Genomic DNA, 13,861 nt, shown 5'->3' with positions numbered 1-13,861 from the left:
CCCGCTACTGGCCGGGCGGGACGCGGGTGTCGAGCCATTCCTGATGCTGGCGCAGAGCCGAACGGATGGCGTTTCGAATGACCAGATAGGCCAGCCAGAACCCGAGCGCCGCCAGCGCGGGATAAATCAACAACGCCAGATAGCCCCAGTACGAAATATTGTTCATCATCGGACGACCCTGACAGGTGTATTGGCACAACGACAAACTTGCGTGGGTCGCATTCCGATGCGGAATTCAGCTGCACACACGTGCAGGCCGGGTCGTCCACGGAAAAAGAGGCTTGTGATCAGGTATTTCGTATTCTTGAACTGGTACCGGTGGTGGGACTCGAACCCACACGTCCTTGCGAACAAAGCATTTTGAGTGCTCCGCGTCTGCCATTCCGCCACACCGGCTTACAACTACTTGATCAGAATACCGTAGGCTTTTGCTCGTGACCGACCAAGACAGCACCCCCACCCCTCCGCGCCGCGTTGTCGTCGCTGAGGACGAGTCCCTCATCCGCCTCGACATCGTCGAGATTCTGCGCGACAACGGCTTTGAAGTCGTCGGCGAAGCCGGTGACGGAGAAACTGCGGTCGCCTTGGCACGGGAGCTCCGCCCCGACCTGGTCATCATGGACGTCAAGATGCCCCAGCTCGACGGCATCAGCGCGGCTGAGCGCCTCTCCAAGGAGCACATTGCTCCGGTCGTACTGCTGACCGCCTTCAGCCAGAAAGAACTGGTTGAGCGCGCCACCGAAGCCGGTGCCCTCGCCTACGTGGTCAAGCCGTTCACCCCGAACGACCTGCTGCCCGCCATTGAGATCGCTCTGTCACGGTACAGCCAGATCATCACCCTGGAAGCCGAAGTAGCCGACCTGGTGGAGCGGTTCGAGACTCGCAAGCTCGTCGACCGGGCCAAGGGCCTGCTCAACGAAAAGATGGGGTTGACCGAGCCCGAAGCCTTCCGCTGGATTCAGAAAGCCTCCATGGACCGTCGCCTCACCATGCACGACGTGTCGCAGGCCATTATCGAACAGCTCAGCGCCAAGAAATAGCACGACCAGCACGCAGACTGCGTCAGAACGGCCCGGCAGACTTTGCCGGGCCGTTCTGCGTGCCGGACGCAGAAAAATGGTGAGAGTACATAGTCCGGTCGGGCATATTGCCCACGGAAATATTCCGGCGGGCAGGCCAGTGGGCGTGTCGGAGGCATCCGGTACGCTCGACACGACGAAGGGCGAGCACATGTTTCTGCTGGATGAGACCGTGGTGACGAGTGCCAGTGACCTGAGCGCGGCATCCGTCTGCGAATTTGCTTTTCTGCGCCGTATCGACGCCCGGCTTGGGCGCATTGAGGCTGTGCCAGACCCGGTCGATGCCATGCTTGAGCGCACGTCACGCCTCGGTGACGCCCACGAACACCGGGTGCTCGACGGCTACCGGCAGGCTCGTTCCGTCGTAGAGATCGAGCGGCCTGAACGGATCTCGCGGCCGGCGCTCATTGCCGCAGCCGAGCAGACCCGCGTGGCGTTCACCGCCGAGTGCGATGTCATTTTTCAGGCCACGTTCTTCGATCCGGCCTTCGGGCCGGAAGGCACGGGCAGTCCTGCCACTGCAAACGGTTCCGTCGGCACGGGCAACCGCAAGCCGATCGCTTTTCTCGGATTTGCCGACTTCATTGTGCGGCAGAGCGACGGCAGGTGGCTCGTTCAAGATACCAAGCTCGCCCGGCATGCCCGCGTCACGGCGTTGTTACAGCTCGCCGCCTACGCTGAGCAGCTCGAACGTATCGGCGTTCCCGCAGCCGCAACCGTCGAGTTGCTGCTCGGTGACGGCTCGGTGAGCGTGCATCGGCTCGCAGACATTGTGCCGGTCTACCGTAAACGCAAAGCGCGGCTCGTGCAGATCATCGCGGAGCGCCTGGTCGATGCTGCGGCCGTAGCCTGGGGAGACGCGCGATATACCGTCTGCGGACGGTGCGCCACCTGCGAGATCGAGGTGCAGGAGCATCGGGATCCCCTGCTCGTTGCCGGATTGCGGTTGTCACAGCGCGCCCGTCTGGCGGCGGCGGGCATCGACACCATCGACGACCTTGCTGCCTCCACCGGCAGCCTCACCGGACTAGCAGATTCCACGCTCGATGCGTTGCGGACGCAGGCGCGGTTGCAGTTGCAAGCCGTGTCCACCCTGCCGCCGCCGATCGACCTGTACAACCCGGGTGCGCTGGCCGTGCTGCCCGAACCGGATCCGGGTGATATCTTCTTCGATTTTGAGGGCGATCCGCTCTACACCGAGGGCGAGCCGACGGCCAGTGACGCGGCGGGTGACGCACAGGACTGGGGCCTCGACTACCTATTCGGTTTGGTCGATCGGGATGAAAGTTTTCGTGCGTTCTGGGCGCACACCTGGCGGGAGGAGAAGAAGGCGCTCACCGACTTTCTGGCCTATCTCGCCGAGCGCCGGGCACAGTTTCCGGGACTGCACGTGTACCACTACGCCGCCTACGAGCGCACCCACCTGCTCAGTCTCGCCGCACGTCACGGAGTCGGCGAAGATCAAATCGACCAACTCCTGCGCGAGAACGTACTGGTCGACCTGTATCCGCTCGTGCGCAAGACCATGCGCGTCGGATCGCGTTCCTACTCGATCAAGAAGCTCGAACCGCTCTATATGGGGGCCGAACTGCGCGGCGGCGAGGTCACCAACGCCGCCGACTCCATCACCGAATATGCCGCTGCCCGTGATTTGCACGCGCACGGCGACGTCAGCGAAGCCCAGCGCATGCTCGACTCTATTGCTGATTACAACCGGTACGACTGCGTGTCAACGGTGCGCCTGCGCAACTGGCTGCTCACGCTCGCCCGCACCGCCGGCATCCGGCCGACCGGCAGCGTGCTCGAAGCGGATGTCGGCACCGTCGAGCCCTCGCCCGTGCGCGACGCGCTGCTCGCTCTGGCTGCTCGATCACCGGCCGTCGCACACGCTCCGCGCAGCGCTGACCAGACCGCGGCGGCCTTCGCCGCCGCTGCGATCGACTATCACCAGCGCGAGCAGAAGAGCTTCTGGTGGGGGCATTATTTTCGCCTCGAGTATCCCATCGACGAGTGGCAAGACACTCGCGACGTACTCATTGTCGAACACGTTGATATTGAACGCGACTGGTTTCGTGAGGGCCAGCAGCGCGTTGACCGCCGCCATCTCTGGTTGCGCGGGCAGCTCGCCCCGGGAAGCAGCATCAAACCGGGGGACCAGGCCGGGCCTTACCTGCTCTACGAATACCCGGGACCGTTCGAAAATGTTGGCGCTGCAGCCGGCGCCCGCACCCACCGCAGCGTGAAAGTACTCGAGGCCACCGAGGGCGGCATCTTGGTCGAAGAAACGCTGCCCAAAGACATACCCCGCTACGGCCATCGGCCGAGCGCCCTCGCCCCGGCAGCACCGCCCCGGCCGATGCAGCAGAAACCCGCCATCGATGAATGGGCCGCAACCATCGTCGCCGCCCAGCCCGCGTGGCCGCTGGATGCGATGGTGGACATTCTGCGGCGCACGCCGCCACGCACGCGTGCCGGGCAGCTCGCACCGAGATCGGCCGACGGACAGACCATCGCCGCGGTGATCGCGACCCTGCGCGACCTCGACCACTCGTACCTGGCCGTGCAGGGGCCGCCCGGAACCGGCAAGACCTACCTGGGTGCCCACGTTATCACCACGCTCGTGCGCGAGTACGGCTGGAAGATCGGCGTTGTCGCCCAGTCCCACGCGGTCGTGGAGAATCTGCTGGGCGCCGTCGTCGCCGCCGGCCTGGAACCCGACCTAGTCGGGAAGGTAGCCAAAACCGGCACCGACCCGGCGCAGGTCACCCATACCGCGCTGCCCAAGGACGGCCAATTGCTCTTCGCCCAGGCGCACGCCGCGACCGGATTCGTCGTCGGCGGCACCGCGTGGGACTTCAGCAATGCGGCGCGCATTCCGCGGCACAGCCTCGACCTGCTCGTGGTCGACGAAGCCGGACAATTCTCGCTCGCCTCGACCATCTCATCGAGTGTGAGTGCCCACAACCTGTTGCTCCTCGGCGACCCGCAACAGCTGCCGCAGGTTAGCCAGGGCACGCACCCTGAGCCGATCGATCAGTCAGCGCTCGGTTGGGTTGCCGCGGGACGCGACGTCTTGTCGGCCGACGTCGGCTATTTCCTCGCTGAGAGCCGTCGGATGCATCCCGCCGTCACCGCACCCGTGTCGCACCTTTCCTATGGCGGCCTGCTGCGTTCAAATCCGATAACCGAGACCCGGCTGCTCGTCGGCGTCGAGCCCGGCGTGCACGCGGTCCCGGTCCGGCACGCCGGCAATGCGATCGCTTCGACCGAAGAGGCTCACGTCGTCGTCGCACTCGTGCGCGGCGCGCTCGGCCGGCTCTGGACCGACCCGACCACCGCTCGGGTGGCCGACCCCCTGACCGAAGCCGACATTATCGTCGTCACCCCGTACAACGCCCAGCTGACCCTGGTGCGGGAGATGCTCGTGGACGCTGGGTGCCGTCAGGTTCGGGTGGGGACGGTCGATAAATTTCAGGGCCAGGAGGCCGCGGTCGCCATTGTCACACTCGCCGCCTCCTCGGCCGATGACGTGCCGCGCGGCATGGCGTTCCTCATCATGAAAAACCGTTTGAACGTTGCCATCTCGCGGGCGAAATGGGCAGCCTACCTGGTCTACTCACCCGCACTCACCGAGTACCTGCCCGTCACTCCGGGCGGCGTGGCCGAGCTCAGCGCATTCATCAGCCTGGTTGAGCCAGACCGCTGACAGCGCCCTATTCTCGCGGCGGCAGGTCCTTGATCATGTTCGTGATGCGAATCGTCGAGCAGCGCCGTCCGGCATCGTCGGTGATTGCAATCTCGTGGGTGGTGAGCGTGCGGCCCAGGTGAATCGGGGTACAGACACCGGTGACGAAACCCGAGGTCGCCGAACGATTGTGGGAGGCGTTGATCTCGATACCCACGGCAAGCTTTCCCGGTCCGGCGTGCAGGTTCGCCGCCATCGAACCGAGCGACTCGCCAAGAACGACGTAGGCGCCACCGTGCATGAGCATGGCCGGTTGGGTGTTGCCGGCCACAGGCATCCGCGCCACGGCCCGGTCAATCGTGAACTCGAGGAACTCCAGCCCCATCTTGTCGGCCAGGTCTCCGCCACCGCGCTGCTGAACCCAGGCGAGTGCGTCGTCAGTCGTATTGAACATGATCACCTTTGTTCGCGCGAGCCCAGGCTGGAAGACACTTGTAGGCTGGGGGAGTGTTGGACTCCGAAAAGCCTACCCTGATGATCATCGACGGCCACTCCCTGGCATTCCGGGCGTTCTTCGCCCTGCCAGTGGACAGCTTCCAGACCCACGACGGACAGCATACGAATGCCATTCACGGCTTCCTGTCGATGCTGCTCAGCCTGCTGCGCAACGAGAAACCAACCCACCTTGCGGTTGCCTTCGACATTTCGCGTGCCTCATTTCGCACCCGGGAATACCCCGAGTACAAGGGCACACGCAACGCGACTCCGCCGGAATTCCTCGGCCAGATCCCGCTGCTGCAAGAAGCTCTCGCCGCGATGAACATCACCACCATCACCAAAGAAGACTTCGAGGCCGACGATATTCTCGCGACCCTGTCGGTTGAGGGCACCGCGGCCGGGTACAACGTGCTCGTCGTCTCCGGCGATCGCGACGCCATCCAGCTGGTCAATGAGACCGTCACCCTGCTCTATCCCTCCAGCCAGGGGGTGTCCGCACTCACCCGGTATGACCCGGCCCGGGTACGCGAACGCTACGGCGTCGAACCCGAACAGTACCCGGACGTCGCGGCCCTCGTCGGTGAAACCAGCGACAACCTCATCGGAATCAGTAAGGTCGGCGAGAAGACCGCCGTGAAATGGCTCGGCCTGTACGGCAGCCTCGACGGCATCCTCGAACACGCCGAGGAGATCAAGGGCGTTGTCGGTAATAACCTGCGCGAGCAGAAAGAGAACGCGATTCGCAATCGCCGGCTCAACCGTCTCGTGACCGATGTTGAGCTCCCCGTCGCCGTGGCCGCGCTGGAACGCGGTGCCATGAACGCCGACGCCGTGCGCGACATCTTCACGCGACTTGAATTCAAGACTCTGCTGGATCGAGTGCTCAAGCTCGCCGGCGAAGATCCCGCCGCCGCCGCCGCCGCCGCCGCGGCAGCGGCATCCGCTGCGGCCGTCATCGACGAAGAACCGACCGCCCAGGCTCCCGTCGCGCAGGACCTGCTCGACGAAGAACTGCAGTCGTGGCTGGACCGTGCGATCGTCGCCAACCCGGCCGGACTCGGCCTCACCGTCGAGGTGCAGGACGGCAAGGCGATCGGGTTCGGTCTGGCCAGCTCGACCGAGACCATCAACCTGCCGTGGCAGCCGGACCGCAAGGACTACGCGCCCCTCGAAGCGTGGCTCGCGAGTGGTGCTCCGAAAATAATGAACGACGCCAAACACCAGGTGAAGGCGCTGAGCCGCAGTGGTCTCGCCTTCAGCGGTCTGGCTTTCGACACCTTGGTGGGTGCCTGGCTCATTCGCCCGGGCGGTCCCGACAAGACCTTGGCCGATCTCGTGTCACGATACCTCGACGAAACTCTGGCCGTCGCCGATCCCAATCAGCTCGTGCCCGATGAAACTCAGCAGACCGGAGCTCCCGCCCAGGCCTGGTACACCCTCCGGGTTTTCGGCGCCGTCGAAACAACGCTCGACCCGGGCTCGCTCAAACTGCTGATCGACATCGAACTGCCGACCCTGCTGGCCCTGGCGGATATGGAACTGGCCGGAGTGAGCGTCTCGCACGAGCAACTCGCCGAGTTGTCCGCCGAGCTCGGTGCCAGCACGGCGAGCCTCGCCGCCGCCGCCTACGCCGAAATCGGGCGCGAGGTGAACCTCGGCTCACCCAAACAGCTACAAGACGTCTTGTTCGATCAGCTGGAGATGCCCAAGACCCGCGCCAATAAGACCGGTTTTTCAACGGATGCCGGCGCTCTCGCCGATCTGCAGGCCAGCAATCCGCATCCGTTTCTTGACCTGCTGCTGAAGCATCGTGACGCCACCAAGCTGCGCCAGATCGTAGAAACCCTCGACAAGGCCATCGATACGACCGGCCGCATCCACACGACGTACGTGCAGATCGGTACCACGACCGGCCGCATCTCCTCGAACGATCCCAACCTGCAAAATATCCCGGTGCGCACCGAGGAGGGCCGCCGCATTCGTGCTGCCTTCCAGGCCGGCGCGGGCAGCGAAAGCCTGCTCACCGCGGACTATTCCCAGATCGAGATGCGCATCATGGCGCACCTCTCTGAGGATGCCGGGCTGATCGAGGCCTTCAACGCCGGTGAAGACCTGCATCGTTTCGTCGGTTCACGGATCTTCGGCGTCGAACCCGCCGATGTGAGCGGTGAGATGCGCAGCAAGGTCAAGGCCATGAGCTACGGACTGGCCTACGGCCTCAGTGCCTTTGGACTGTCCCGTCAGCTGCGCATCGACACCAAAGAGGCCAAGCAGCTCATGACCGATTACTTCGAGCGGTTCGGCGCGGTGCGCGATTATCTCCGCAACGTCGTCGAGCAGGCCAAGGTCGACGGCTACACCGAGACCATCTTCGGTCGTCGCCGCCCGTTCCCCGACCTGGCCAGCCCGAAGCGCGTGCTGCGTGACAACGCAGAGCGAGCGGCCCTCAACGCGCCGATCCAGGGTTCAGCCGCCGACATCATGAAGATCGCGATGAACGGTATCGCCGCCGACCTGACGGATGCCACCATGGACTCGCGCATGCTGCTGCAGGTACACGACGAATTGATCTTCGATGTCGCTCCGGGGGAGTGGGATGCCTTGCGCCGGGTGGTCACTCACAACATGGAGTCCGCGGCAGACCTGCTGGTTCCACTCGAGGTGCAGGTCGGCCGCGGCCCCAACTGGGATGCCGCCGCGCACTAACCACGGTCCGGCGCGCTCCGGCGAGTGACCGCGAAGTTTCCCCAAATGGGGGTCCGGTTCGGCCGGTCGTGTCCTAGGCTCAGCTCATGACAAATGACATCCACCGCGCGCCCACGGCCATCGACCAGATCGCCGAAGAGTGGGTGGATACCCTCGTTGACCTTGACCCCACCGTGGGCACGTACATCGGTCGCACCGAGGGCGATGGCCGGTACGGCGATTACTCTCCGGCTGGCCATGAACACTACGTGCTGGAGGCCAAAAAGACGATTGCGCGGCTCGACGACGCTCGCCCGGTCGACAGCGTCGACGAAGTCACCCAAACCGACCTCCGCAGCGAGCTGTCGCTCAGTGTTGAGAGCTCCGACGCCCAGCTGCAGCTGCGTGACCTTAACGTCATCGCTTCGCCAGCTCAGGAGATCCGCGAAATCTTCGACCTGATGCCCACCAGTACCGTTGACGACTGGGCCAACATCTCCTCCCGGCTGGGCAATCTGCCCGCCGCCATCGACGGGTACATCGAGACGCTGCGTCTGGGCATGGAACGCGGGGTGACCCCCGCTCGCCGCCAGGTCCGTGAGGTGCTCGCCCAGGCTAAGCGCCACGCGGCCAAGGACGGATTCTTCGCCGAGTTCGCAGCCAACGCCACCCTTGACAACGGCTCACTGCCCGCCTCCCTGGCCAAAGATCTCGGCCTCGGCGCCCGCCGTTCAGCCGCCGCTTACGACAAGCTCGCATCCTTTTTCAGCGCTGAGCTCGAGGCTAAGGCCACCGAAGCCGACGCGATCGGGCGCGAGCTCTACTCCCTGGCCTCTCGCCGCTTTCTCGGCGCCACGATCGACCTCGACGAAACCTACGAGTGGGGCATTCAGGAACTCGCCCGCATGGTCGAGGAGCAAGAAAAGGTCGCCGACCAGATCAAGCCCGGCGCGAGCGTGCTGGAAGCCATCGCGTACCTCGATACCGACCCGAGCCGCAAGCTGCACGGCACCCAGGCCCTGCAAGAGTGGATGCAGCGAACCAGCGACAAGGCCGTGGCTGACCTCGCCGATACCCAGTTCGACATCCCCAATGAAATCAAAACCATCGAGTGCATGATCGCCCCCACCCAGGAGGGCGGCATCTACTACACCGGACCGACCGACGACTTCTCCCGGCCCGGCCGCATGTGGTGGTCCGTGCCGGTGGGCGTGACCGAATTCGACACCTGGCGCGAGCTCACCACCGTCTACCACGAGGGGGTTCCCGGCCATCACCTACAGATCGGCCAGGCCGTGTACAACCGGGCCAAGCTCAACACCTGGCGGCGCCAGCTCGCCGGAACCTCGGGCCATGCTGAGGGATGGGCACTGTACGCCGAGCGGTTAATGGAACAGCTCGGGTATCTCGACGACCCGGCCGACCGGCTGGGGATGCTGGACGGGCAGCGGATGCGTGCAGCCCGCGTCGTTCTCGACATCGGCGTGCATCTCGGCAAGATGCGACCCGACGGTTCGGGGCCCTGGACCGCAGATTACGCGTTTGAATTCCTCGGCCAGAACGTGAACATGAATGCCGGTTTCGTCAAATTCGAAGTCAACCGCTATCTCGGCTGGCCGGGGCAGGCGCCGTCCTACAAGGTCGGCCAGCGCATCTGGGAACAGCTCCGAGACGCAGCGCAGAAACGTCAGGGCGCGGACTTCTCGATCAAGGACTTCCACCGCGAGGCCCTCGATCTGGGTGGCGTCGGTCTCGATACCCTGCGGTCGGCCCTGCTGAAGTAAGGCATCCGCTGTCGGCCCAACACCCGCTATCCGGTCAAGTTGCCTGCGGGGGAGTCTGGTAGCTAGGATAGAGTGTCACATTTGTGGCGTCCTATCCGCTGCCATGCGCGGAGCGTTCCACGGTCCATTTGTACCGCGGAACATCCTCAACACCTGAACTGCCTTTCGCGTGTGGCCCGATTATGTCCATCCTGGAGCAACTACTACATGACAATCGCAACGACCGAACGGGCACCCAAGCAGGTCGCCATCAACGACATTGGATCTGCTGAAGACTTTCTTGCCGCGGTCGAAAAGACTCTGAAATTCTTCAACGACGGCGACCTCATCGAAGGCACCGTAGTGAAGATCGACCGCGACGAGGTTCTCCTCGACGTTGGGTACAAGACTGAGGGTGTCATTCCCTCCCGCGAACTTTCCATCAAGCACGACGTTGACCCTTCCGAGGTTGTCAAGGTCGGCGACCTGGTCGAGGCCCTTGTTCTTCAGAAAGAAGACAAAGAAGGCCGCCTCATCCTCTCTAAGAAGCGCGCTCAGTACGAGCGTGCATGGGGCGATGTTGAGAAGATCAAGGAGTCCGACGGTGTTGTCACCGGTTCGGTCATCGAGGTCGTCAAGGGTGGACTCATCGTTGACATCGGCCTGCGCGGCTTCCTGCCGGCATCGCTCATCGAGCTTCGTCGCGTTCGCGACCTGACCCCGTACCTGGGCCAGGAAATCGAAGCGAAGATCCTTGAGCTCGACAAGAACCGCAACAACGTCGTGCTGTCGCGTCGCGCCCTGCTGGAGCAGACGCAGAGCGAAAGCCGCACCACCTTCCTCAACAACCTCCAGAAGGGACAGGTCCGCAAGGGCGTCGTCTCCTCGATCGTCAACTTCGGTGCGTTCGTCGACCTCGGCGGCGTCGATGGTCTGGTTCACGTTTCCGAGCTCAGCTGGAAGCACATTGAGCACGCCAGCGAGGTCGTTGAAGTTGGCCAGGAAGTCACCGTCGAGATCCTCGAAGTTGACCTCGACCGCGAGCGCGTTTCGCTGTCCCTCAAGGCTACGCAGGAAGACCCGTGGCAGGTCTTCGCCCGCACCCACGCCATCGGCCAGGTTGCACCGGGTAAGGTCACCAAGCTGGTTCCGTTCGGCGCGTTCGTTCGCGTTGCCGAGGGCATCGAGGGCCTCGTGCACATCAGCGAACTCTCCGGCAAGCACGTTGAGCTCGCCGAGCAGGTTGTCTCGGTCGGCGACGAGGTCTTCGTCAAGGTCATCGATATCGACCTCGAGCGTCGTCGCATCTCGTTGAGCCTCAAGCAGGCCAACGACGGCGTCGATCCCGACGGTACCGAGTTCGACCCGGCGCTTTACGGAATGCTCACCGAGTACGATGACAAGGGCCAGTACAAGTACCCCGAGGGCTTCGACTCCGAGACCAACGAGTGGCGCGAAGGCTTCGACGAGCAGCGCGAAAAGTGGGAGCAGGACTACGCTGCAGCCCAGGCACGCTGGGAAGCCCACAAGAAGCAGGTTTCGACCGCGAACGACGAGATCGCTGCTCCCAGCGACGTTGCACCGGCCGGCTCCGCCTTCTCGAGCGAGTCGGCTGGCGCCGGCACGCTCGCCGACGACGAAGCACTCGCGGCTCTCCGCGAGAAGCTTTCCGGCGGCAACTAGCACCACAGCACCACAGCACCACAGCATGACGGCGTCGCAGTACGACGCCGAACGACGGGCCGCATCCTTTTGGATGCGGCCCGTTTTGTATATCTGCTTCTCGTCAGGTCCGAGGGCTGGCCCTGGCGCTCGTTCGTGCTATACCTGATCCTGAGGATTAATTCTCTTAGTGCTCCCGGTTTGATTTCTTTCGACCGGTGACGTCACGGAGTTTTCCACCGATGCACCCGAAGCTGGTTGGAATTCAAGCTCGAACCACTGTTGCTTGCATCACGGCCCCATCGGAGAATTTCATGAACAGTTTCCACCCCTCGGATGGCTCTGACACCACCGCCTCGTCCCTGAGCGTCGAAATGCTCAACGAACGCCTCCATGACCAGCAGTTCTACACCCGATCGCTGATCGAGTCCAATATCGATGCCTTGATGACGACCGACACGCAGGGCGTCATTACTGACGTCAACCAGCAGATGGTTGTACTCACCGGCCGCACCCGAGATGAGCTCATCGGTGCTCCCTCCCGTAATCTCTTCACGGATCCGACCCGCGCCGACACCGCGATCGCTCGGGTCCTCAACGAGGAACGGATCAAGGACTATGAGCTGACCGTGCGCGCTTTCGACGGGAGCGAAACCGTTGTCTCCTACAACGCCGCTATCCTGCGGGACCGTGAGCGCAACGTTCACGGTGTTTTTGCAGCCGGCCGAGACGTCACAGAACACAAGAGGCTGGAGCGTGCCCTGCTCGAAAAGACTTTCCGGATGGAGAAGGCCAACATTGCACGCGCCGAGTTTCTTGCGCGTGCGCAGCGGCACGTGCTGACGCCGTTCGAATCCATGATCTCCTCGTCCCGGGCATTGCAGCACGGTGCTGATGGAGCGTTGAACGAAGCGCAGCGGCAGCGCATTGACGGAATCTGCACGGAGAGCGACCGACTGTTGGCGTTGCTCACGGAGCTCATCAGGGTATCGACGGTGGAGACCGGCACCGTCGAGTTCAGCTACGAGGCCGTCGACGTGCACAGCTTGCTGCTCGCCAACGTCGCCCTCGTCGAGAACACGGGCGACCCGGCAGTTTCGGTCGTCGTGGACGGCGCTACCGATGTGGGCGCTTTTCCTCTCGACGTTACATACACGGCGCAGATCCTCGGAGTTCTGTTGAACAATGCCATCGTCGCCAGCACGGGCGGGACCGTCACCGTGCAGGCGCGCACCGTGCCTCGGAATGCCGTCGGCGAATTCAACGGACACCGTCCGCACTGGTCGATGCCACTCCCCTCATCCCGCTACACCGAATTTCTGGAGATTTACGTAGCGGATTCCGGAGTGGGCATCGCAGAGAACGATCTGCCCACGGTATTTCTTCCCCTCCGACACGATGAAATCGATTCCGATTGGGAGTCAGACGGTCATGGCGTGGGATTGACCATGGTCAGGCTGCTGGCCGGGCTTCACGACGGAACTGTCGGCGTGGCGGCTGCGCCGGGTGAGGGGGCAACCTTTGCGGTCTGGCTGCCACGTCGGGACCTCCCCGCGGCACCGGTGCGCACAACGGCCACGGTGAACAACCAGTCGGCTCTGTCAGAGACCGGTACCCCGCAAGCAGGCCCAACGGAGTCTCCTAAGCCTCCCGATCTTCAGGGTCTCGCCGTCGGCGTCGCGGGTCTCTCGGTTCCAAGCGGCACGTCAACGGCGCTCGTTGTTGAAGACGACCCGAAAGCCGCGAAGCTCGTTCGGCTGCTTTTGGAGGCGGAGGGATTTCACGTGCTCGTGGCGGGCAGCGGCGAGGAAGCGCTCGAACTCGCGCGCCGCGTACCACTTCGCTTGATCACTCTCGACGTGCAGCTTCCCGGAATGAACGGCTGGAAATTTCTGCTCCAGCTGCACGAGACCCCCGCTCTGGCGGCCATCCCCGTCGTGGTCATTGCGGGCCTGGCTGACGTCAGTCTGGCGCTGAATCGCGGCGCTGCGGCCGTGTTGGAGAAACCGTTGCAGCGCACGGAACTGCACAAATCGCTCACCCTGCTCGGGATGAACCCCGACCGATCGCACACACGCTGCATCCTCATCGTCGACGAAGACCGGGAAACCGTGGATGAGGTCACGTCGTATTTGGAACAACCGGCCTATCGCATCGAGTCATCCGCCACCGGAGCCGATGCCGTGACCGATGCGCTGAAGCTGACGCCGGACCTGATTCTGATCAATTTGATGATGGAGCAGCTGGGCGGTTTCACGACTATTCGCGCCCTGCAACAACACGTCAGTACCCAATGCATTCCCGTGGTCCTCTTATCGGCCGGCCAGATCACCGACGAGGAACAGAACACCATCGACAGCGACCCCGGCCAACCGGTTGTGGCGATGACTCGGCCGGATTTCAATCGCGAAGCACTTTTGGCTGAAATTAGGCGTGCTCTCGGGTGACTTTCCCCGGCCGACTATCGCACCGTCGGCGGCGACACACAC

Annotated in this window: 8 protein-coding genes and 1 tRNA gene; 6 read left to right on the top strand and 3 right to left on the bottom strand. The window is 63.5% G+C overall.

All coding sequences use genetic code 11. From position 1 onward, the window contains the following. Positions 1-4 precede the first annotated feature (4 nt). Positions 5-169 carry a hypothetical protein gene (locus QMK22_RS16190; RefSeq protein ID WP_283498681.1) on the bottom strand — a complete coding sequence of 55 codons (165 nt, stop codon included), beginning with the start codon at positions 167-169 and terminating at the stop codon, positions 5-7. Positions 170-310: 141 nt separating this feature from the next. Continuing rightward, a tRNA-Leu gene (locus tag QMK22_RS16185) sits at positions 311-396 on the bottom strand. Between the two features lie 38 nt (positions 397-434). Here QMK22_RS16185 and QMK22_RS16180 point away from each other — a divergent pair. Beyond that, on the top strand, positions 435-1,040 hold the full coding sequence (locus tag QMK22_RS16180) for an ANTAR domain-containing response regulator (RefSeq protein ID WP_035879545.1): 606 nt from the start codon (positions 435-437) through the stop codon (positions 1,038-1,040). A gap of 145 nt (positions 1,041-1,185) precedes the next feature. Further along, positions 1,186-4,785 carry a TM0106 family RecB-like putative nuclease gene (locus QMK22_RS16175; RefSeq protein ID WP_349361267.1) on the top strand — a complete coding sequence of 1,200 codons (3,600 nt, stop codon included), beginning with the start codon at positions 1,186-1,188 and terminating at the stop codon, positions 4,783-4,785. Positions 4,786-4,792: 7 nt separating this feature from the next. On the opposite strand, the gene QMK22_RS16170 is transcribed toward QMK22_RS16175, so the two are convergent. Next, complete coding sequence (locus tag QMK22_RS16170) at positions 4,793-5,218, bottom strand: hotdog fold thioesterase (RefSeq protein ID WP_283498680.1); 426 nt, start codon at positions 5,216-5,218, stop codon at positions 4,793-4,795. A gap of 53 nt (positions 5,219-5,271) precedes the next feature. Between QMK22_RS16170 and polA the strand changes: the two genes are divergently transcribed. The 4 genes from polA (at position 5,272) to QMK22_RS16150 (ending at position 13,819) form a co-directional block, all read left to right on the top strand. Then, a complete protein-coding gene (gene polA, locus QMK22_RS16165) occupies positions 5,272-7,968 on the top strand; it encodes a DNA polymerase I (protein ID WP_283498679.1) in 2,697 nt (898 codons plus the stop codon). Positions 7,969-8,054: 86 nt separating this feature from the next. Continuing rightward, positions 8,055-9,731 carry a DUF885 domain-containing protein gene (locus QMK22_RS16160; RefSeq protein ID WP_283498678.1) on the top strand — a complete coding sequence of 559 codons (1,677 nt, stop codon included), beginning with the start codon at positions 8,055-8,057 and terminating at the stop codon, positions 9,729-9,731. A gap of 207 nt (positions 9,732-9,938) precedes the next feature. Next, on the top strand, positions 9,939-11,393 hold the full coding sequence (gene rpsA, locus QMK22_RS16155) for a 30S ribosomal protein S1 (RefSeq protein ID WP_092107815.1): 1,455 nt from the start codon (positions 9,939-9,941) through the stop codon (positions 11,391-11,393). A 293-nt stretch (positions 11,394-11,686) separates the two neighbouring features. Continuing rightward, positions 11,687-13,819: a response regulator gene (locus QMK22_RS16150; RefSeq protein ID WP_283498677.1), complete on the top strand. Its 2,133-nt coding sequence runs from the start codon at positions 11,687-11,689 to the stop codon at positions 13,817-13,819. Positions 13,820-13,861 lie beyond the last annotated feature (42 nt).

This window comes from Cryobacterium sp. PH29-G1, from assembly GCF_030063365.1.
Lineage (GTDB): Bacteria > Actinomycetota > Actinomycetes > Actinomycetales > Microbacteriaceae > Cryobacterium.
This window is presented reverse-complemented; position numbering and strand designations above follow the sequence as displayed.

What these genes read in the sequence shown, in the direction of transcription:
- QMK22_RS16190 (WP_283498681.1), bottom strand. Translation starts at nt 169, where the DNA reads ATGATGAACAATATTTCGTACTGGGGCTATCTGGCGTTGTTGATTTAT.
- QMK22_RS16170 (WP_283498680.1), bottom strand. Translation starts at nt 5,218, where the DNA reads ATGTTCAATACGACTGACGACGCACTCGCCTGGGTTCAGCAGCGCGGT.
- QMK22_RS16160 (WP_283498678.1), top strand. Translation starts at nt 8,055, where the DNA reads ATGACAAATGACATCCACCGCGCGCCCACGGCCATCGACCAGATCGCC.
- rpsA (WP_092107815.1), top strand. Translation starts at nt 9,939, where the DNA reads ATGACAATCGCAACGACCGAACGGGCACCCAAGCAGGTCGCCATCAAC.
- QMK22_RS16150 (WP_283498677.1), top strand. Translation starts at nt 11,687, where the DNA reads ATGAACAGTTTCCACCCCTCGGATGGCTCTGACACCACCGCCTCGTCC.